The sequence below is a fragment of the Paucimonas lemoignei genome, from assembly GCF_004342585.1.
GTDB classification, from domain to species: Bacteria; Pseudomonadota; Gammaproteobacteria; order Burkholderiales; family Burkholderiaceae_D; genus Paucimonas; species Paucimonas lemoignei.
In genome coordinates, this window is sequence record NZ_SLZQ01000002.1 from 167,391 (window position 1) to 186,125 (window position 18,735).

At 60.1% G+C, this 18,735-nt stretch carries 21 protein-coding genes; 6 read left to right on the forward strand and 15 right to left on the reverse strand.

The features are described 5' to 3' along the window. The first annotated feature begins 184 nt into the window (after positions 1-184). Positions 185-325 (forward strand): hypothetical protein, encoded by a 141-nt coding sequence (locus EDC30_RS19415; protein WP_165973717.1) that lies wholly within the window; start codon positions 185-187, stop codon positions 323-325. A gap of 81 nt (positions 326-406) precedes the next feature. On the opposite strand, the gene EDC30_RS03970 is transcribed toward EDC30_RS19415, so the two are convergent. Continuing rightward, entirely contained in the window at positions 407-1,441 is a 1,035-nt protein-coding gene (locus EDC30_RS03970) for a serine/threonine protein kinase (protein ID WP_132257770.1), read from the reverse strand. 177 nt (positions 1,442-1,618) lie between these two features. Between EDC30_RS03970 and EDC30_RS03975 the strand changes: the two genes are divergently transcribed. Beyond that, positions 1,619-2,053, forward strand: a complete 435-nt coding sequence (locus tag EDC30_RS03975; protein ID WP_243656645.1) for a ProQ/FINO family protein — start codon at positions 1,619-1,621, stop codon at positions 2,051-2,053. A gap of 102 nt (positions 2,054-2,155) precedes the next feature. On the opposite strand, the gene EDC30_RS03980 is transcribed toward EDC30_RS03975, so the two are convergent. Together EDC30_RS03980 and EDC30_RS03985 are read right to left on the reverse strand one after the other, a co-directional pair. Beyond that, complete coding sequence (locus EDC30_RS03980) at positions 2,156-3,394, reverse strand: multidrug effflux MFS transporter (protein ID WP_132257771.1); 1,239 nt, start codon at positions 3,392-3,394, stop codon at positions 2,156-2,158. An 11-nt stretch (positions 3,395-3,405) separates the two neighbouring features. Continuing rightward, on the reverse strand, positions 3,406-4,416 hold the full coding sequence (locus tag EDC30_RS03985; protein WP_132257496.1) for an LLM class flavin-dependent oxidoreductase: 1,011 nt from the start codon (positions 4,414-4,416) through the stop codon (positions 3,406-3,408). Positions 4,417-4,637: 221 nt separating this feature from the next. On the opposite strand from EDC30_RS03985, the gene EDC30_RS03990 reads away from it, so the two are divergent. Beyond that, positions 4,638-5,144, forward strand: a complete 507-nt coding sequence (locus EDC30_RS03990; protein ID WP_132257497.1) for an MgtC/SapB family protein — start codon at positions 4,638-4,640, stop codon at positions 5,142-5,144. Positions 5,145-5,438: 294 nt separating this feature from the next. Beyond that, positions 5,439-5,627, forward strand: a complete 189-nt coding sequence (locus EDC30_RS03995; protein ID WP_132257498.1) for a hypothetical protein — start codon at positions 5,439-5,441, stop codon at positions 5,625-5,627. 52 nt (positions 5,628-5,679) lie between these two features. On the opposite strand, the gene ureG is transcribed toward EDC30_RS03995, so the two are convergent. From ureG to urtA, 12 genes are all read right to left on the reverse strand, one after another. Further along, entirely contained in the window at positions 5,680-6,297 is a 618-nt protein-coding gene (gene ureG, locus EDC30_RS04000; protein WP_132257499.1) for an urease accessory protein UreG, read from the reverse strand. A gap of 52 nt (positions 6,298-6,349) precedes the next feature. Next, positions 6,350-7,030, reverse strand: coding sequence for an urease accessory protein UreF (locus EDC30_RS04005; RefSeq protein WP_132257500.1), 681 nt, complete (start codon positions 7,028-7,030; stop codon positions 6,350-6,352). Positions 7,031-7,032: 2 nt separating this feature from the next. Next, on the reverse strand, positions 7,033-7,557 hold the full coding sequence (gene ureE / locus EDC30_RS04010) for an urease accessory protein UreE (protein ID WP_132257501.1): 525 nt from the start codon (positions 7,555-7,557) through the stop codon (positions 7,033-7,035). A 7-nt stretch (positions 7,558-7,564) separates the two neighbouring features. Continuing rightward, positions 7,565-9,265 (reverse strand): urease subunit alpha, encoded by a 1,701-nt coding sequence (ureC, locus tag EDC30_RS04015; protein WP_132257502.1) that lies wholly within the window; start codon positions 9,263-9,265, stop codon positions 7,565-7,567. Then, positions 9,262-9,582, reverse strand: coding sequence for an urease subunit beta (locus tag EDC30_RS04020; protein WP_132257503.1), 321 nt, complete (start codon positions 9,580-9,582; stop codon positions 9,262-9,264). Before EDC30_RS04020 ends, ureC begins: the two co-directional genes overlap by 4 nt. A gap of 8 nt (positions 9,583-9,590) precedes the next feature. Beyond that, positions 9,591-9,893 (reverse strand): urease subunit gamma, encoded by a 303-nt coding sequence (locus EDC30_RS04025; RefSeq protein ID WP_132257504.1) that lies wholly within the window; start codon positions 9,891-9,893, stop codon positions 9,591-9,593. A gap of 92 nt (positions 9,894-9,985) precedes the next feature. Further along, a complete protein-coding gene (locus EDC30_RS04030) occupies positions 9,986-10,870 on the reverse strand; it encodes an urease accessory protein UreD (RefSeq protein WP_132257505.1) in 885 nt (294 codons plus the stop codon). Between the two features lie 6 nt (positions 10,871-10,876). Beyond that, on the reverse strand, positions 10,877-11,575 hold the full coding sequence (gene urtE, locus EDC30_RS04035; protein WP_132257506.1) for an urea ABC transporter ATP-binding subunit UrtE: 699 nt from the start codon (positions 11,573-11,575) through the stop codon (positions 10,877-10,879). A gap of 1 nt (position 11,576) precedes the next feature. Next, positions 11,577-12,455, reverse strand: coding sequence for an urea ABC transporter ATP-binding protein UrtD (urtD, locus tag EDC30_RS04040; RefSeq protein WP_132257507.1), 879 nt, complete (start codon positions 12,453-12,455; stop codon positions 11,577-11,579). Beyond that, a complete protein-coding gene (gene urtC, locus EDC30_RS04045) occupies positions 12,452-13,537 on the reverse strand; it encodes an urea ABC transporter permease subunit UrtC (protein ID WP_132257508.1) in 1,086 nt (361 codons plus the stop codon). Before urtC ends, urtD begins: the two co-directional genes overlap by 4 nt. After that, a complete protein-coding gene (gene urtB / locus EDC30_RS04050) occupies positions 13,534-15,153 on the reverse strand; it encodes an urea ABC transporter permease subunit UrtB (RefSeq protein ID WP_424446896.1) in 1,620 nt (539 codons plus the stop codon). Before urtB ends, urtC begins: the two co-directional genes overlap by 4 nt. 140 nt (positions 15,154-15,293) lie before the next feature. After that, positions 15,294-16,547 (reverse strand): urea ABC transporter substrate-binding protein, encoded by a 1,254-nt coding sequence (urtA, locus tag EDC30_RS04055; RefSeq protein WP_132257509.1) that lies wholly within the window; start codon positions 16,545-16,547, stop codon positions 15,294-15,296. Positions 16,548-16,893: 346 nt separating this feature from the next. On the opposite strand from urtA, the gene EDC30_RS04060 reads away from it, so the two are divergent. Then, positions 16,894-17,481 carry a HupE/UreJ family protein gene (locus EDC30_RS04060; RefSeq protein ID WP_132257510.1) on the forward strand — a complete coding sequence of 196 codons (588 nt, stop codon included), beginning with the start codon at positions 16,894-16,896 and terminating at the stop codon, positions 17,479-17,481. A 172-nt stretch (positions 17,482-17,653) separates the two neighbouring features. After that, positions 17,654-18,724 (forward strand): NAD(P)H-dependent flavin oxidoreductase, encoded by a 1,071-nt coding sequence (locus EDC30_RS04065; protein ID WP_132257511.1) that lies wholly within the window; start codon positions 17,654-17,656, stop codon positions 18,722-18,724. The last annotated feature ends 11 nt before the right edge of the window (positions 18,725-18,735 follow it).

Here is an 18,735-nt window from a genome sequence, read left to right on the forward strand (position 1 = left end):
CCTGTCTCCTATCTGTTTTCTATGGGAAGCTGGCCTGGTTCAGTGTTGTGCCAGGATGTGAATTTTTGTGTCTTGCATTGTTAAATCGTGAAGCGCTGGTATCGTTACGATATGACTTTCCTCAAAGAAAGTTTCATTCGATACGATTAAATTAAGGGAAAATATACTTGCCGGAGGGTTGGATATGGGCCACTCAATGTACAACAGGATCTACCTTGGCCGCCGCACTGCATTGTTCAATCTCAAGCGGATGTGGATCGCCGGGCTGTGCGCTGCCGCGTCAGTGGGTATTGGCGCGCTGGTGCTACTGGCATGCGTGAAATAAGCCGGCAAGTGAAGCTGACCAAATAAGCAAAAAAAATAAGCCGACATATTTAGTCGGCAAATTAAGTCAGTTCCAGGCCACTTACGATTTGCGCAGGACGTTATTGAAGATCTTTTTGATCAGGCCGGGTCGTGGGTAAGCCTGTTGCCGCTCATGATTGTGGCCTCGGTCGCCGTGACGCCGGTTTTCTTCTCCCTGGCGCATGCGGTCTTCGCGCCGACGGCGCTTGCCTGCCAGGACATAGCGCTTGATGTCATCTGCCATCTCTCCCGCCGTGGCAAAGCGCTTTTCCGGACGTTTCTGCAATGCCTTCATGACGATGGCCGACAAGCCTTCCGGGATTTCCGGGTTGATTTCATGCGGCGCCCTTGGCGCTTTGTAGGCGATCTTTTCCAGCAGTTTCTCGACATTTTCCGCCGTGAAGGGCCGCGAGCCGGTCAGCGTTTCATACATCACCGCGCCGAGCGAATAAATATCGGTGCGATGATCCACCGGCGAATAGGTGGCCTGTTCCGGGGACATGTAATTGGGCGTGCCCAGCAGATTGTCCTTGCAGTACAGCGTAAAGGGCGCGTCGCCTGCGCCTGCCAGTTCATCGGCCACGCGGTTGGGCGCGCGGGCGATACCGAAATCCATCAGCTTGGGCTGGTTGTCGGCCACCAGGAAAATGTTCGCCGGCTTGATATCGCGGTGCACGACATTATTTCTGTGCGCGAAATCCAGCGCCGTCGCCAGCCGGTAAATGATCGACGCCACATCGGAAGTAGAGAACTTGTGCTTGGCCGCCAGCATGCGGTGCAGTTCGGTGCCCTTCAGGTATTCCATCGCGATATACGTCGTGCCGCCTTCGGAAAAGGCTTCGTAGATCGTGACGATATTGGTATGGTTCAGGCGGCCTGAGGCACGTGCTTCGTTGATGAATTGTTCTTCGATGCGCTTTCTTTCCACCATCGACATCGATGGCAGGAAGGTTTTGATGGCGACTTCCCGGTCGATGACCGGATCGTGGCCTAGATAGACGCAACCGATGGTGCCGCGTCCGAGCTCACGGATGATGCGGAAGCGGCCGATGCGGTTGACGGCATCTCGATCGATAGGAAGGGTGGCGAGTGTCATTTTTGGCAAGGATGCCATTTTTGTTGCTAGATTACTAGTATTTTTACGTGGGCAAGATGAAAAAGAAACATCATTTGGTCGGTGTCTGCCGGAATTTCAATATGTCCGGCTGCAGCATCCTTGTCCTGCCGTGGTATCCTGCACACCTCTGAAATATTGATGGATTTCTTGATAAGTATGGATAAGCCCGCGCCCAGTCATTTTCAAGTCGCCCGTGCGCTGCTGAAGGAATTGCAGGAGAAGTACCCTGTCTTGCGCGATGCGCAGCCGCTGGCCATCGGCATCGACAAACAGCTAATTGCGCTGCAACCGGAAATCAACCGCAAGGCGCTGCGGATTGCGCTCGGCATCCATACCAATTCGCTGCGCTATTTGAAGGCGATGAAAAAGGCGGAGAACCGGTTCGACCTGGAAGGCAATCCTGCCGGCGAGATCACCGACGAACAGCGCGCGCATGCCGCCACGGTGCTGGAAGAGCGCTTGAAGAAGGATGCGGAATTGCGCAAGGCGCAACGCCAGGCCGAGTTGGAAAAGAAAAAGGCGGAAGAAGCCGAGCAGCGCCGCACCGAGAAACTCAATCAGCTCGCCGCGAAATTCTCCCGCACGCGATAACACCTTGTCGAAAGCGGGCCATCGGCCCGCAGCATTTTCTTTCCCGTTTTCACCAGAAGCGACTCGCTTCAGGCTAGTGCCTAACGCGAGTCGCAGTCATGTCTATTTCAAGGCAATCTGCGCGCGGCGATGAAACGGTCCTACTGCCAGCCACATCACCAAGGCCAGGGATGCGAATGCCAGTTGGCCGAGCGCCAGGCTCAAGACCGAACCCCACAACATCGGCGCGATCACGCCGGCAACTAGCGCACCGATAATGGTTTGCACAAACGATTGGCAGGAAGCGACCGTGCCGCGAATTTCGGGGAACAGGTCCAGCACCAGGAAGGTGACGCCGGGCGCCACCACCGACATGCCGAACGTGTAGAAAAACAGCGGCAATACCGACCATGGCACGGCTGGCGGAAAGAATGCGTGGTACAGCACATTCATCAGTCCCGCGCCGATCAGGAAGCAAAAGCCGATAATGACTTGCTTGGGCACCGGCATCTTGCCGGCGAGCCGGTTCGCGGTCAGCGCGCCGAGGAAAATGCCGCCCACCGCCGGGACGAATTGCCAGCCGAATTGATCCGGCCCCAGCTTCAGATGGCGCGTGATGAAGACCGGCGCAGCGGCGACGTACAGGAACAGTCCGGCAAAGTTGAGCGCCACCGTGCCAGCCTTTAAATGGAATAGCGGTGAACTTAGCACCCGCTTGTAGCTTTGCGCCAGGAAGGTCGGGTTGAACGGCTGGCGCTCTTCCGGAGGCAGCGTTTCCGGCAAGCGCTTGTAGCACAGCCACATCAGCAAAACCGTATACGTAAACAGGAACAGGAAGATCGAGCGCCAATCGAGCAGCTTGACGATCCAGCCGCCAAGGATGGGCGCAATTGCCGGCGCGATGGAAAAAATCATGGTCACCAGCGACAGCAGGCGCGTGGCGCGCGCATCGGTATACATGTCGCGGATGACGGCGCGGCCGATCACGACGCCGGCGCCGGCCGAGACGCCTTGCAGCATGCGGAAAGCCCAGAGGTATTCAATGCTGTGCGCAGCGGCGCATCCCAGCGAGGCGACCGCAAATACAGCCAGTGCGCCGAGAATGATGATGCGCCGGCCAAAGGCATCCGACAGCGCGCCATGCCAGAGGATCATCAAGGCAAATGACAGCATGTATGCCGTCAGGGTTTGCTGTACCTGGATGGCATTGGCATGCAGCGTGGCTTCGATATTCGGGAAAGCAGGCAGGTACGTATCGATGGAAAACGGACCGAGCATGGACAGGCCTGCCAGCATCACGGCCAGCAAGGCCGCTGGTGGCGGGCGGATGCGCGTTTGCGCCGGCGGCTGGGCAGAGGGCATATCCATGCGCGTTATGCCTTTTGGCCTTGCATGTCGACGGCTGCCGCAAGCAATTCATAGGAATGCAATCGCGCGGCGTGGCTATGAATTTGCGACGTCACCATCAATTCATCGGCGCCGGTGCGTTCGACAAAGCTGGCGATTTCGCGCTGCACCGTCTCGGGACTGCCGATGGCGCTGCATGACAGCGTATGTTCGAGAATCGCCAGATGATGCGGCAACAGACTGTCGGTGTAATTGGGTACCGGCGGCGGCAATGGCGTCGGCCGGCCGCTGCGCAGGTTGACGAAGGCTTGCTGCATCGAGCTGGCAAGCAGCTGCGCTTCTTCATCGGTGTCGGCGGCAAAGACGTTATAGCCCAGCATCACGTAAGGCTTTTGCAAGTGACGCGAAGGCTTGAAGCGCGCGCGGTATATCGCAATCGCATCCATCATTTGCGCCGGCGCGAAATGCGACGCAAAGGCATAGGGCAACCCGAATTCCGCCGCGAGCTGCGCGCCGAACAGGCTGGAGCCGAGAATCCAGATCGGCACGTTCAATCCTTCACCGGGAATGGCGCGCACGCTCTGGCCCGGTCGCGCAGGCTCGAAATAATGCATCAGTTCCAGCACGTCTTGCGGAAACTGGTCCGGATCGGAATCAAGATTGCGGCGCAAGGCGCGCGCCGTGGCCTGGTCCGAGCCGGGCGCGCGGCCGAGGCCGAGATCTATGCGACCGGGAAAGAGTGATTCCAGCGTGCCGAATTGTTCGGCAATCACCAGCGGCGCATGATTGGGCAGCATGATGCCGCCGGCGCCGACACGGATCGTCGAGGTGCCGGCGGCGACATGGCCGATCACGACGGCGGTGGCGGCGCTGGCGATGCCGGGCATGCTGTGGTGCTCGGCCAGCCAGTAGCGCTGAAAGCCCAGCCGCTCGCAATGGCGGGCCAGGTCCAGCGTATTGCGCAAGGATTGGGCGGCATTGCTGCCTTCAGGAATCGGGGAAAGATCAAGTACGGAAAGTGGTGGAATTTGAGACATGGCGGACAGGCATGCGACGATGCGCTATCGAGTAAAGAGGAGCTATTGATTGTAACCAGATCGCCAGGACTTCGCTGGCGCGCACTCGAAACTGCAAATCATGCGCTGCGCATCCTGCGAGGAATCAATACATCGAAACGCCCGCCTGCGATAAATAAAGATTCGCGTTCAGCCTTAACACAGGCATAACAGCATGAGATACCGCAAGCAGGGTGACATAGATGAGTGAGTGGTGGAGGGAAGCCTGGATTGTCGTTCAGCATGAGTTTTCCGATCTGCCCGCCGTGGGCGACTTTACGCGCGTATGCGTGCGCCTGCTCATGGCGACCGTATTGGGCGGCATCATCGGTTATGAGCGCGAGTCGTCCGGTTCAGCGGCAGGCTTTCGTACGCATATGCTGGTCGCCCTGGGGGCCGCATTGTTCGTGCTCGTGCCCTTGCAGGCGGGGATGGAAAGCGACGATATCAGCCGTGTCGTGCAGGGCGTGGTATCTGGCATCGGCTTTCTTGGTGCCGGCGCCATCATCAAGCATGGTCAAGGATTGGAAGTGCATGGGCTGACCACTGCCGCTAGCGTCTGGCTGACCTGCGCGATAGGCCTGGCGGCCGGCATGGGGCACGAGGCGACGGCGATCGTCAGTACCTTTTTCGCTTTGTTGATTCTCCTGCTGGTTCGCGTTATCAAGACGCCCGACCAGGGCCAGGCGGGGAAATTGCCCAAGACATGACAAGAAATTAGGGCCATTTTCTGCATCAATACATTTCTGCACGCAAATCTTTTGGAGCGTATTGTTTTATTGGCGTAACGGATGTGTGAACGATTGTTAATTGGAACCAAGTTAACAAGTTAACTGACTGCAATTAACAATTTTGCGGCGTATGCTTTCCATATGCCTTGCGCTAGCTTGCTCTTATCACTCCCGGCAAGCTCAAAACATGTGGCCAACCTTATCTCTCGGCCCGTGACAACATCAGCATGGCATCGCTTTCCCTTTATTTGCTTGCTCACGGAAGGATAGAAAATGGATGCCTTGGCTACTTTGTTTCCCAATATCGGTTCGGCTGAACTCTGGCAAACCCTGACTTCGATTGTCGTTGCCGCGGCTGTGTTTTTTGTCTCGGTCTATTTGCTGCGGAAAGAGGAAATGGCAGAACAGGCTGAGGCGGAAAATATCGGTGCCGATATCGGCGAAGTGCAGCGCCCTGCCTGATGCATGGGTAGAAGCCTGTTAATCGCTAACAGGCTATTCAGCAGCAAACACATCAGTTATCGAGCAAGCCTTCGCGCTGGATAAACGCAATCACTTCAGCCACGCCTTCACCGCTGCGCAGATTGGTGAAGACAAACGGACGATCGCCGCGCATCCTTTTGGCATCCTTGGCCATGACATCGAGATTGGCGCCGACATGCGGCGCCAGATCCGTCTTATTGATGATTAATAGGTCCGAGCGCGTAATGCCGGGGCCGCCCTTGCGCGGGATTTTTTCGCCGCCGGCGACATCGATCACATAAAGCGTGAGGTCGGACAGTTCGGGACTGAAGGTGGCCGCCAGATTGTCGCCGCCGGATTCGACCAGGATCAGGTCGAGATTGGGGAATTCAGCGCTCATGCGCGCGATTGCTTCCAGATTGATCGAAGCATCTTCGCGGATCGCGGTATGCGGGCAGCCACCGGTTTCCACACCCATCAGCCGCTCGGCCGGCAAGGCGTCGGCACGCAGCAGGATTTCCATGTCTTCCTTGGTATAGATATCGTTCGTGATGACCGCCATGTCGTAATGGTCGCGCATGGATTTGCACAGCATTTCGCATAGCGCAGTCTTGCCGGAGCCGACCGGACCGCCGATGCCGACGCGCAGGGGATTGGTAGCTTGGGTCATGTTTTCCTCGTATGTCCGTTCAAATAGTAGTGTTCTTTAATTCACGTAAAAATCAACTGCGATACAGCCGGCTGTATTGCACTTCATGCTGCATCGATAGCAGCGACAGTCCCGGCGCCCAGTTGCACAGCTCATCGTCACTCAGCTGTTGTGCGATCTCGGCGGCCTGTTCAAGCTCGGGGCGTAGTGATAGCAGCAGGCGCTGTCCGGAAACCTGACCGAGCGGAACCGATTTCACGCAGGCGAGCACCTGGTTTTCCGCCCAGGAGAACAGCATGCCGAGTAGCGCTTCAGTCATGGGCACATCCAGCGCAACGGCGGCGTAGGCCAGCGACGTGGGGAAGGGAACGTCTTCGAGCGCAGCCAGCATGGTGCGGGCAGCGTCGTCGCCGAGTCGCAGATCTGCTGCCAGCTTTGCCAGCGAATAACCCATCTGGATGGTTTCGGCGCGAAATTCTGCCGTGTCGCGCGCAGCCAGAAAGCGCTCGCTCCACGCTGCAACTTCACTGGCGTCGCATGCCGACCAGGCCTGCAGCAGCCGCCACAGTACCGGGGCCTCGAAGCGCGCCACGACCTCTAGCAGGGTGGCGGCAATCCACGCACGGGCGCTGGCTTCATTGTGCACCATGCCGCGTTCGATCGCCGCTTCCAGCCCTTGCGAATAGCTGTAGGCACCGACCGGCAGCGATGGGCTGGAGAGCTGCAGCAGATGCAGGAGCGATGCTGCCTGCATGATCAGTCACGCGGCTCGGACAATACCTGCGCCGGGCGATGAATTTTCTGGCGCAGGGGAATCGGCGCCAGCAGATTCGGATGCTCGTCGCCATGATGGTGATGACCGCCGCCATAGGCGCCCGATTCCGGCTCGAACGGCGCGTCTTCTTCGGTCACGGTGGCGCCGAGGCCTTGCAGCATGTCTTTCAGCACGGCGTCGCGGCGGATACGCAAAAAGCCATCGCCGATCTCGGCCTGGGCGTGGCGATTACCAAGATGGAATGCGCAGCGCAGCAAGTCACGCGCAGTGGCGCATTCGACGCGGTAGGTCGCTTCCGCTGCTGCCGTTACCTTCACCACGCGGCCATCGTCGCTGCGCAGCAGATCGCCATGGCGCAGCACCGTGCCGCGCACGGTAAACAAGGCGACTTCCTCGCCGGAAGTCAGCTTGGCGCGCAGGCGGCTTTTTTCGCGCAATTCGAAAGGCAGAACCAGTTCGCCGTCGATTTTCTCGGCGCTGTCGATTTTGGTGTTCAGGGTCAGCATGGTTTTCTCAGAACAGGAAATAGCGCTGCGCCATGGGCAAGATGCTGGCCGGTTCGCAAACCAGCAGCTCGCCGTCGGCGCGCACTTCATAGGTTTCGGGATCGACTTCCATCTTTGGCGTAGCGCCATTGTGGATCATGTCGCGCTTGCGCAAGTTGCGCATATTCTTCACGGCTACCACCGGCTTGTTGAGCTTTAACTGTTCGCCGATACCGGCGTCGAAGGCCGCTTGCGAGACGAAGGTCAATGACGTCTTCAGGCCGCCGCCGTAGGCGCCGAACATCATGCGGTAATGCACCGGCTGCGGCGTCGGGATCGAGGCATTCGGATCGCCCATCTGGGCGGCGGCGATCATGCCGCTCTTCAGGATCATCGACGGCTTGACGCCGAAGAAGGCCGGTTTCCACAGCACGATATCGGCAATCTTGCCGACTTCAAGCGAGCCGACGACATGCGCAATGCCGTGGGTAAGCGCCGGGTTGATGGTGTACTTCGCGATATAGCGCTTGGCGCGGAAATTGTCGTTCCTGCCTGAGTCTTCCGGCAGCGCGCCGCGCTGGGCTTTCATCTTGTGCGCGGTCTGCCAGGTGCGCATGATGACTTCTCCGACTCGGCCCATTGCCTGCGAATCGGAGGACATCATGGAAATCGCGCCGATATCGTGCAGAATATCTTCTGCGGCGATGGTTTCGCGGCGGATGCGCGATTCCGCAAAAGCGATATCCTCGGCAATGGCGGGATCGAGGTGGTGACACACCATCAGCATGTCGAGATGCTCGTCCAGCGTGTTGACGGTGTAGGGGCGGGTCGGATTGGTGGAAGAGGGCAGCACATTGCCTTCGCCGACTGCGGCGATGATATCGGGCGCATGGCCGCCGCCGGCGCCTTCGGTATGGAAGGTGTGGATCGTGCGGTCCTTGAAGGCAGCCAGGGTATGTTCCAGGAAGCCGCCTTCATTCAGCGTGTCGGTATGGATCGCCACCTGGATATCCATGCGGTCGGCCACGGTCAGGCAATTGTCGATTGCCGCCGGCGTGGAACCCCAGTCTTCATGGAGTTTCAAGCCGATGGCGCCGGCGCGGATCTGTTCTTCCAGCGGCGTCGGCAGGCTGACATTGCCCTTGCCGAGAAAGCCCAGGTTCATCGGGAAGGCATCGGCCGCAGCCAGCATGGAATGGATATGCCAGGGTCCCGGCGTGCAGGTGGTGGCGGCGGTGCCCACCGCCGGGCCTGTGCCGCCGCCCAGCATGGTGGTCACGCCCGACATCAGCGCTTCCTCGATCTGCTGCGGACAGATGAAGTGAATATGGGAGTCGATGCCGCCGGCGGTGACGATCATGCCTTCGCCGGCGATGATTTCGGTGGCGCCGCCGATGGCCATGGTGACGCCCGGCTGGATATCCGGATTGCCGGCCTTGCCGATGCCGGCGATCTTGCCGCTCTTGATGCCGATGTCCGCCTTGACGATGCCCCAGTGGTCGAGAATCAGCGCATTGGTGATGACGGTATCCATGACATCGGCGTAATTGCGTTGCGACTGACCCATGCCATCGCGGATCACCTTGCCGCCGCCGAATTTCACTTCTTCGCCGTAGATGGTGAAATCCTTTTCCACTTCGATGAACAGGTCGGTATCGGCCAGCCGCACGCGGTCGCCGACGGTGGGGCCGAACATTTCGGCATAGGCCTGGCGCGAGATCGTGCTCATTCGATTTCCTTCTTCAAGTCGCCCATTACCTTGGCATTGAATCCATAGACTCTGCGATCTCCCGCCAGCGCCACCACTTCGACCGTGCGCTCCTGGCCTGGCTCGAAACGCACCGCGGTGCCGGCTGCGATATTGAGGCGCATGCCATAGGCTGTCGCGCGCTCGAACTGCAGCGCCGGATTGGTTTCGTAAAAATGGAAGTGCGAGCCGACCTGGATCGGCCGGTCACCGCTGTTGGCGACCTTGACGGTGGCGGTCCGGCGGCCGACGTTCAGTTCGATGTCACCGGCCTCGATCAGCATTTCTCCTGGAATCATGGCTTCTCCTAGGGGATCGGGTGATGGACGGTGACGAGCTTGGTGCCGTCCGGGAAAGTGGCTTCTGCCTGGATTTCCGGGATCATCTCCGGCACGCCTTCCATGACATCGTCGCGCGTGAGAATCTTCGCGCCTTCCGACATGAGTTCGGCGACAGATTTGCCATCGCGTGCGCCTTCCATGATGGCTGCCGTGATCAACGCGACCGCTTCCGGATAATTGAGCTTCAGGCCGCGTGCGCGGCGCCGCTCTGCCAGCAAGGCGGCGGTAAAGATCAGGAGCTTGTCCTTTTCCCGTGGGGTCAGTTCCATTGCTTATCCTTTTCAATCTGTGTTACTTGCCCATGCCGGGCCTGCATTAATTCCGTATGTCGTTTGCCGCCATGGCGCGCCGCGGTTCCACTTCAGGTTTGCCAGATGCGCGGCACTACCGCTTCCCTGCCCAGTAGCGCGGGGCGCAGCAAATGCCAGGCTGCGACCATGACTTGCCGCGCGACTTCGCTGGAGTCTCCCAGGTAGCGCAATACGCAAACCTGCTTCATTTGCGTGGCGCCGAGCATGCCGACGCCGCCGGTCAGCGAAGCCGCCTGTTCGCGCAAGTCTTGCAGCAGCGGCGCCGGCAAGCTTTTTCCCACCGCTAGCAGCGTGGCGCAAACGCTATGGCCAGCCAGCGCCAGCGGACTATGCATCGCCTGGCCTGCATGGATGGCGCCCTGCTCGAACCAGATCAGCTTGCCGCCGCGCCGGATGCTGGTGCGCTGGACAACCCTGCCGGCTTCGAAGGATTCGCCCGAGGCGGTGCGGCCGAAGCAGAGAATCTCGCAACCGATATAGCTGGCATCGGCCGCCAGTTCGATTTCCTGATCAAGGCGCACATCGGCGTCGTTGAAGAAAATCGTTTCCTGCGGCAGCCACTCCATCGCCCCCCCGTCGCTAACTTCAAGCTTCACATGCTGTCCCGACACATGGCCATTGGCGCGATACCACTTCGCTGCGCCAGGCGTGCTCAGCAGGGCATGCGCGCGACTCTGCACGTGTGCCGTTATCGTCAGCCGGTCGCCGCCTACCACGCCGCCCGGCGGATGCACGACAATCGCATGGCACACCGCCGGGCCTTCCGGATACAGTGGCTTTTGCACCCGCAGCGGGCCGCTATGGCTGCGCTCGACCAGGCGGGTAGTGCCGCGGTCGTCGGCGAAGCCAAGCGTCAGGCTGGCCTGCCAATGCCTGTCGGTAGCTGCCAGATGCGGCGACGTGGCGCCGGCCAGCGCGGCGAATTCGCTTTTCATCGTCGGCTACACCGCAAGATGCCGCTTCACGTCCTCGCCATCCATCTGCGCATGGTCGCCGCAGGCAACCACTTCACCGCGCGAGAGCACCATGAACTTGTCGGCGAGTGCGTGGGCAAAATCAAAATACTGTTCGCATAACAAGATGGCCATGTCGCCGCGCTGGCGCAGCAGGCGGATCACGCGCTCGATATCCTTGATGATCGAGGGCTGGATGCCTTCGGTCGGCTCGTCGAAGATGATCAGCTTGGGGTCGGCCAGCAGGGCGCGCGCGATCGCCAGTTGCTGCTGCTGTCCGCCGGACAGATCGCCGCCGCGACGTTGCAGCATCTCCTTCAATACCGGGAACAACTCGAACACATCCTCGCGGATCGTGGCTGCCTGGCGGCCGGGCTTGATCGCCATGCCCATGCGAAGATTTTCCTCGACTGTCAGGCGGGCGAAGATTTCGCGACCCTGCGGCACATAGGCGATGCCGGCGCGCGCGCGCTCGTGCGGCTTCAGGCGCGTGATATTGGTACCGTCGAAACGGACTTCACCGCTGGCTACCGGCAGCACCCCCATCAGGCACTTCAACAGCGTGGTCTTGCCGACGCCGTTGCGGCCCAATAGCGCCAGGCACTGGCCTTTTTCCAGTGACAGCGATACGCCGCGCAACGTGTGTGAAGAGCCGTAGTACTGATTGATTTGGTTGACGCTTAACATGTCATCTTCCCAGGTAAACTTCGATCACACGGTCGTCGGCTTGCACTTCGTGCATCTTGCCTTCGGCGAGCACCGAGCCCTCATGCAGCACCGTGACCTTGCCGTCGCGCGCGATCTCGGTGACGAAAGCCATGTCATGCTCGACCACCATGATCGAATGCTTGCCTCGCAATTCGTTGAGCAATTCCGCGGTGCGGACGGTTTCCGCGTCCGACATGCCGGCGACCGGCTCGTCCAGCAGGATCAATTGCGGCTCCTGCATCAGGAGCATGCCGATTTCCAGCCATTGCTTCTGGCCATGCGAGAGCAGGCCAGCCAGGCGCTTTTCCTGGCCATTCAGGCGGATCAGTCGGAGGATGTCGTCGATCTTGTCTTTCTGTTCCGACGATAGCCGGAAGAACAGCGTGGGCTTGACGCGCTTGTTCATCTTCATCGCCAGCTCCAGGTTTTCAAGCACCGTGTGCTGCTCGAACACGGTGGGACGCTGGAATTTGCGGCCGATGCCGGCGTGCGAAATTTCGTATTCCGCCATCTTGGTCAGATCCATTGTCTGGCCGAAATAGGCGGTGCCGGAAGTCGGGCGGGTCTTGCCGGTAATGACATCCATCATCGTGGTCTTGCCGGCGCCGTTGGGGCCGATGATGCAGCGCAGCTCGCCGACGGATATGTCGAGATTCAGATTGTTGAGCGCCTTGAAACCGTCGAAGGACACCGTGATGTCTTCAAGGTAAAGGATGGCGCCATGGGTAGTGTCGACGCCTTCGCCCTTGATGCGGCCATATGAGGTGCCGTATTCCGCGTGCAGGCGGTTATCGACATTGGCTGCACGCTTGTCATGCTGCTGCGTCGGCGTTGCCGCCGGCCGGATGATGGTTTTCATGCCGCCTCCTTCTCTTGTCTCAGTTTTTTCGCCAGTCCCAGCAAGCCTTGCGGCATGAACAGGGTCACCAGGATGAACAGCAATCCCAGCGCAAACAGCCACAGGTCAGGGAAGGCGGCGGTAAACCAGCTCTTCAAGCCATTGACGGAGAACGCGCCAAGAATCGGCCCCAGGAGCGAACCGCGCCCGCCGACCGCGGCCCAGACCACCATCTCTATCGAATTGGCCGCCGACATTTCGGAGGGGTTGATGATGCCGACCTGCGGCACGTAGAGGGCGCCGGCAATCCCGCACAGCACCGCCGAAAGCGTCCAGACGAACAGCTTGAACCACAGCGGGTTGTAGCCGATGAACATCAGGCGCGATTCCGAATCGCGCACCGCCTGCAGCACGCGGCCCAGCTTGGACTTGACGATCCAGCGGCACAGCAGCAGCGAGCCCAGCAGGAAAAACAGCGTGACCAGGTAAAGCGCCGCTTTGGTAGCGGGGGCGGTAATGGTGAAGCCGAGAATGCGCTTGAAATCGGTAAAGCCGTTGTTGCCGCCGAAGCCGGTGTTATTGCGGAAGAAAAGCAGCATGAAGGCGAAGGTCATCGCCTGCGTGATGATGGAGAAGTACACGCCCTTGATGCGCGAGCGGAAAGCGAAGAAGCCGAACAGGAAAGCCAGCAAGCCCGGCACCAGCACCACCAGCACCATGCAATACCAGAAATTGTCGGTGAATGACCAATACCATGGGTAGTCCTTCCAGTCGAGGAAGACCATGAAATCCGGCAGGCTGCTCTGGTAGACGCCGTCGCGGCCGATGGCGCGCATCAGGTACATGCCGTGCGCATAGCCGCCCAGCGCGAAAAACAGGCCGTGGCCCAGCGAAAGGATGCCGGTGTAGCCCCACACCAGGTCGAGTGCCAGCGCCGCCATGGCATAGCACATGAACTTGCCGATCAATGCCACCGTATAGCTGGAGACATGCAGGGCATGACCAGGCTCGAATGACAGGTTAAGAACGGGCAGCAGGGCCAGGATGGCGGCGCAGGTCACGATGCCGATCCATGCAGGACGGGAAAAAAGTGAGGTTGTCATTCGACGCTCCTGCCTTTCAATGCAAACAAACCTTGCGGGCGCTTCTGGATAAAGACGATGATGAAGACCAGGATGGTGATCTTGGCGACCACCGCGCCAATCGCCGGCTCGAGGAATTTATTGATTTCACCGAGCCCGAAGGCGGCGATGATGGTGCCGGCCAACTGGCCGACGCCGCCCAGCACCACGACCATGAAGGAATCGATGATGTAGCTCTGGCCAAGGTCGGGGCCGACATTGCCAAGCTGCGACAAGGCCACGCCACCGAGACCGGCGATGCCGGAGCCGAGCCCGAAGGTCATCATGTCGACGCGGCTGGTGGATACGCCGACGCATCCCGCCATGCGGCGGTTTTGCGTGACCGCCCGCACGAACAGGCCGAGGCGCGTCTTGTTAAGGATCAGCCAGACTGTGGCGACGACGAACAGCGCGAAGAAAATGATGACGATGCGGTTATAAGACAGCACCAGGTTGCCCATGACGGCGACGCCGCCGGACATCCAGGAAGGATTGGCGACTTCGACGTTTTGCGCGCCGAAGATGCTGCGCACCAGTTGCATCAGCATCAGGCTGATGCCCCAGGTAGCCAGCAGGGTTTCCAGTGGCCGGCCATAAAGCCAGCGGATCACGGTGCGCTCCAACACGATGCCGACGGCAGCCGCGACGATAAAGGCAGCCGGCAGGGCCACCAGCAGATAGGCGTCCAGCGCCTGCGGAAAATAACTGCGGAACGCCAATTGGCAGAGGTAAGTCGTATAGGCGCCGATCATCAGCAATTCGCCGTGCGCCATATTGATGATGCCCATCAGGCCGAAGGTGATCGCCAGGCCGAGCGCGGCCAGCAGCAGCACGCTGCCCAGCGACAGGCCATAGAATAGATTGCCGACGAATTCGGTGCGCGCCAGCCTGCCATCAAGCGCGCGCAGGGTGCGTGCGGCTTCCGTGCGCACGGCTTCATCCGGCTCGGCGTAAGTGCCGTCCGGGTTCTTTTCCAGCATGGCCAGCAGCGTCGGCCGCAGGCTGGCATTGCTGCTGTCGGCGAGCGATTTGACCGCAGCCAGCCGCAACGCTGTATCTGGTGAACCGAGATTGGCGGTCGCTATCGCCTGCTGCAGGATGGCCTTGATTTCCTCATTGCTTTCCTTGGCCAGTGCCTTGTCGAGCAAAGGCGCCAGCGATGCGCTAGCGCCTTTTTGCAGGTTCAACGCGGCCGCGCGCCGTTCGTTGCGGTCTTCAGACAGGAGCTTGAGCCCGGCCAGCGCATCCTGCACCGCGCCGCGCAAGCGGTTGTTGACGGTGATGCCGTCGATACCGTCCGGCATGGCCACAGTCTTTCCCGCAGCAGGATCGTAAGCCTGCTCGCCTTCGACGATGAATACCTTGCCATCGGCATCTGCATACAGCGCGTCGTCCTGTAGTGCATGCAATACGCGGACGGCATCCTGATGGGACAGCGCGGCGATCTTGTTGACGGCTTCGATGCGCGCATCGGGATCGTCGCCAGCCAGTGGCGCCAGCAGTGCCGGGTCCATGCCGGCGGTTGCGCTCAGCGAGTGCGCCAGCAGCCAGGCAAGTAGCAATAATTTTCTGAGTAATCCCATTGTTCGGATCTTCATGGAGGCATTCGTTCAACCGCGCCGGCAATGGCGGGCGTAAAAAAGCCGGGACGTGGACGGATAAGAAACCGCGCCCCGGCTTCACCTCTTGCATTAATCTGTTTCACGGTGTCCCGACTCAACCGAGACACCGTGCGGACTTACATCTTCTGTTTGCCTTCGTTACCAGGAATGAACGGGCTCCAGGGTTGCGCGCGGATCGGCTCCTTGGTCTTCCAGACGACGTTGAACTGGCCGTCGGACTTGATCTCGCCGATCATCACCGGCTTGTGCAGGTGGTGATTGGTGCTGTCCATGGTCAGGGTATAGCCGGATGGCGACTTGACGGTCTGGCCGCCCATGGCGGCGATGACCTTGTCGGTATCGGTCGACTTGGCTTTTTCCACTGCCTGCTTCCACATGTGGATGCCGACATAGGTCGCTTCCATCGGATCGTTGGTCACGACCGTGTTCGCGTTCGGCAGCTTCTTGGCTGCAGCGTAGGCTTTCCACTTCTTGATGAAATCATTGTTGGCCGGGTTCTTCACCGACTGAAAGTAATTCCAGGCAGCCAGGTGGCCGACCAGCGGCTTGGTATCCACACCGCGCAATTCTTCTTCGCCGACCGAGAATGCGACCACCGGCACGTCGGTGGCTTTCAGACCGGCGTTGCCGAGTTCCTTGTAGAAGGGCACATTGGAGTCGCCGTTGATGGTGGAGACCACGGCGGTCTTGCCGCCGGCAGCGAATTTCTTGATGTTGGCAACGATGGTCTGGTAGTCGGAATGGCCGAACGGTGTGTAGACTTCATCGATATCCTTGTCGGCCACGCCTTTCGATTTCAGGAAGGCGCGCAGGATCTTGTTGGTGGTGCGGGGATAGACATAGTCGGTGCCCAGCAGGACGAAGCGCTTGGCGCCGCCGCCATCCTTGGACATCAGGTATTCGACCGCGGGAATGGCTTGCTGATTGGGCGCGGCGCCGGTGTAGAACACATTCTTTTCCAATTCCTCGCCTTCATACTGCACCGGGTAGAACAGCAGGCTGTTCAATTCCTTAAAGACCGGCAGCACCGATTTGCGCGACACCGATGTCCAGCAACCAAATACGACCGCCACCTTGTCTTGTGAAATCAGCTGCCGCGCTTTCTCGGCAAACAGCGGCCAGTTGGACGCCGGATCGACGATGACAGGCTCGAGCTTCTTGCCCATCACGCCGCCCTTGGCATTGATCTCTTCGATCGTCATCAGCGCCACGTCTTTCAGCGAGGTCTCGGAGATCGCCATCGTGCCCGACAAGGAATGGAGGATGCCGACCTTGATGGTGTCGGCGGCGATTGCCTGCGGCAGCCAGCCGGCAGCGGCTAGTGCCATGGCGCCTATTGCGGTTGCTTTTAATACGGTGCGACGAGTCATGCGCTTCTCCTGGAGGTGTGAACAATAGGGGGGAAACAGTAGGGGGAACCGAGTTGCGGAATCGAAATGAGCATAAGTTATGCCAGAGCTGAAAATGGTCCAAGATCGCGCATGCGGTGCAAATTGCATTCAGAGAGTGCGGATCGCGAAGATTTTGGTGCGCAGATTGTTTTCTGTTGCGCCAACGTGGTGCGTACTGCCTTCAGTGCGTCGCTACTGTGACCTGCGTGCACAGCCATGAGCACATGCAGCGGGATTGGCCCGATATTCGCTTTATGAAAACGAAGCAATGACCAGCGGTCATTACCAACAGGGACAATCACACCATATATATAAAGGAGTACCGATGTCAGTCCACTTCACGCGTGCCGTCGTCTTACTTGCTACGCTTGTCTTCTCCGGCGCGGCGCTGGCCCATCCGGGGCACGCCCATGACGCTCATGGCGCAGTAGCCGGCATGCTGCATCCGTTGATGGGGCTGGACCATTTGCTTGCCATGCTGGCGATCGGCATCTGGGCAGCGCGGCTGGGTGGTCATGCGCGGTGGCTGGTGCCAGGCAGTTTCGTGGCCTGCATGCTGGTGGCCGCCGGTCTGGCGATGGCTGGGATCGATTTGCCGATGATGGAAACGGGTATCGCGTTATCGGTGCTGCTGTCAGGCTTGTTGCTGGCGTTGTCGGTGAAAGTCAGTCCTGTGGCAGGCATGATCGTGGTGGCGTGCTTCGCTTTCTTTCATGGTTACGCCCATGGCGTGGAAATGCCGGTCATGGCATCGCCGTGGTTGTACGCAGGCGGCTTCACGCTGACGACAGCAGTCCTGCATGGCATGGGTGTGTTGACCGGCACCGCGCTGAGCAGGCGTCGCTGGACCTTGCCGGCCGTAGGGACAGCGATCGCTGCCTGTGGCGGCTGGATGCTGACTGCATTGGCGTAGCTGTTCCGAGAGCAAGCGCCGGGCAAGAGTTGGCGCGTTTGTGACATATCAAGCGGCCGTACACTGCATCCGCTGGCAGCCGTCTGCCGGCATTCCCCTCTTGTACAATGCGGCGATGAGTTTCCGTGGCGGATTGCGCGGATGCCGGCCAATGTCTGTACAGGAGTGGATGATGAGCGATGCACGCACCCGTAGCGCCGAATTTTGCCGGCGCTTTCAGCTTGATTTGCCGATCTTATTGGCGCCGATGGCTGGCGCCTGTCCTCCAGCCTTATCGATCGCCGTGGCCAAGGCCGGCGGCGCCGGGGCTTGCGGCGCACTGCTGATGCAGCCGCATGAAATTGCCGCGTGGGCCGACGCCGTTCGTGCGCAGACCGAGCGACCTTTCCAGATCAATCTGTGGATTCCCGATCCTGCACCTGAGCGCGATGCGGCGCATGAGTCGCAGGTGCGCGATTTTCTCGGCAAGTGGGGGCCACCCGTGCCGCCCGCAGCGGGCGATGCCGCGCCGCTGGACTTCGCTGCGCAATCCGAGGCCATGCTGGCCGCGCGTCCGGCATTCGTGTCGTCCATCATGGGTTTATATTCACCGGAATTCGTCGAGCGCTTGAAAGCCGCCGGCATCGCCTGGTTCGCCACCGCCACCACGGTGGCCGAGGCCAAGGCGGCGGCAAGCGCCGGCGCCGATGTGATCGTGGCGCAGGGCATGGAAGCCGGCGGCCATCGCGGCTGCTTCGATGCGTCGCGCGCCGAGACGAGTCTGTCAGGTTTATTCGCCTTGCTGCCGGCGATCATCGATGCCGTGCAGGTGCCGGTGGTTGCCACCGGCGGCATTGCCGATGCGCGCGGCATTGCGGCAGCGCTGACGCTGGGGGCTTCTGCCGTGCAGATCGGCACCGGGTTCTTGCGTTGCCCGGAAGCCGGGATTCATTCCGCCTGGGCTGAAGGCATCGCCGAGGCCACGCCGGAGAAAACCATGCTCACGCGCGCCTTCAGCGGTCGCGCCGGCCGCAGCCTGGCGACGGAATATGCCATCGCCGCTGCTGCGCCGGGCGCACCGGCTCCGGCTCCCTACCCGGTGCAGCGCGGCTTGACCGCAACCATGCGCAAGCATGCGCTGGAAACCGGCGACCTGCAAAGGATGCAGGCCTGGGCCGGGCAGGCAGCGGCACTCGCGCGGGCGGAACCGGCGGAAGAATTGACGCGCGCGCTTTGGCAAGACGCGCAGCGGCTGCTTCCCTAGTCTTACCTAAC

Bases quoted from the DNA above. Each gene is read 5' to 3' on its own strand.
- EDC30_RS03990 (WP_132257497.1), top strand. From the start codon at position 4,638: ATGAGTGAGTGGTGGAGGGAAGCCTGGATTGTCGTTCAGCATGAGTTT.
- EDC30_RS03985 (WP_132257496.1), bottom strand. From the start codon at position 4,416: ATGTCTCAAATTCCACCACTTTCCGTACTTGATCTTTCCCCGATTCCT.
- EDC30_RS04020 (WP_132257503.1), bottom strand. From the start codon at position 9,582: ATGATTCCAGGAGAAATGCTGATCGAGGCCGGTGACATCGAACTGAAC.
- EDC30_RS03995 (WP_132257498.1), top strand. From the start codon at position 5,439: ATGGATGCCTTGGCTACTTTGTTTCCCAATATCGGTTCGGCTGAACTC.
- EDC30_RS04005 (WP_132257500.1), bottom strand. From the start codon at position 7,030: ATGCAGGCAGCATCGCTCCTGCATCTGCTGCAGCTCTCCAGCCCATCG.
- EDC30_RS03970 (WP_132257770.1), bottom strand. From the start codon at position 1,441: ATGACACTCGCCACCCTTCCTATCGATCGAGATGCCGTCAACCGCATC.
- EDC30_RS03980 (WP_132257771.1), bottom strand. From the start codon at position 3,394: ATGCCCTCTGCCCAGCCGCCGGCGCAAACGCGCATCCGCCCGCCACCA.
- EDC30_RS04060 (WP_132257510.1), top strand. From the start codon at position 16,894: ATGTCAGTCCACTTCACGCGTGCCGTCGTCTTACTTGCTACGCTTGTC.
- urtB (WP_424446896.1), bottom strand. From the start codon at position 15,153: ATGAAGATCCGAACAATGGGATTACTCAGAAAATTATTGCTACTTGCC.
- ureC (WP_132257502.1), bottom strand. From the start codon at position 9,265: ATGAGCACGATCTCGCGCCAGGCCTATGCCGAAATGTTCGGCCCCACC.
- EDC30_RS04025 (WP_132257504.1), bottom strand. From the start codon at position 9,893: ATGGAACTGACCCCACGGGAAAAGGACAAGCTCCTGATCTTTACCGCC.
- urtE (WP_132257506.1), bottom strand. From the start codon at position 11,575: ATGTTAAGCGTCAACCAAATCAATCAGTACTACGGCTCTTCACACACG.
- urtD (WP_132257507.1), bottom strand. From the start codon at position 12,455: ATGAAAACCATCATCCGGCCGGCGGCAACGCCGACGCAGCAGCATGAC.
- EDC30_RS04030 (WP_132257505.1), bottom strand. From the start codon at position 10,870: ATGAAAAGCGAATTCGCCGCGCTGGCCGGCGCCACGTCGCCGCATCTG.
- ureG (WP_132257499.1), bottom strand. From the start codon at position 6,297: ATGACCCAAGCTACCAATCCCCTGCGCGTCGGCATCGGCGGTCCGGTC.
- EDC30_RS04065 (WP_132257511.1), top strand. From the start codon at position 17,654: ATGAGCGATGCACGCACCCGTAGCGCCGAATTTTGCCGGCGCTTTCAG.
- urtC (WP_132257508.1), bottom strand. From the start codon at position 13,537: ATGACAACCTCACTTTTTTCCCGTCCTGCATGGATCGGCATCGTGACC.
- EDC30_RS03975 (WP_243656645.1), top strand. From the start codon at position 1,619: ATGGATAAGCCCGCGCCCAGTCATTTTCAAGTCGCCCGTGCGCTGCTG.
- ureE (WP_132257501.1), bottom strand. From the start codon at position 7,557: ATGCTGACCCTGAACACCAAAATCGACAGCGCCGAGAAAATCGACGGC.
- EDC30_RS19415 (WP_165973717.1), top strand. From the start codon at position 185: ATGGGCCACTCAATGTACAACAGGATCTACCTTGGCCGCCGCACTGCA.
- urtA (WP_132257509.1), bottom strand. From the start codon at position 16,547: ATGACTCGTCGCACCGTATTAAAAGCAACCGCAATAGGCGCCATGGCA.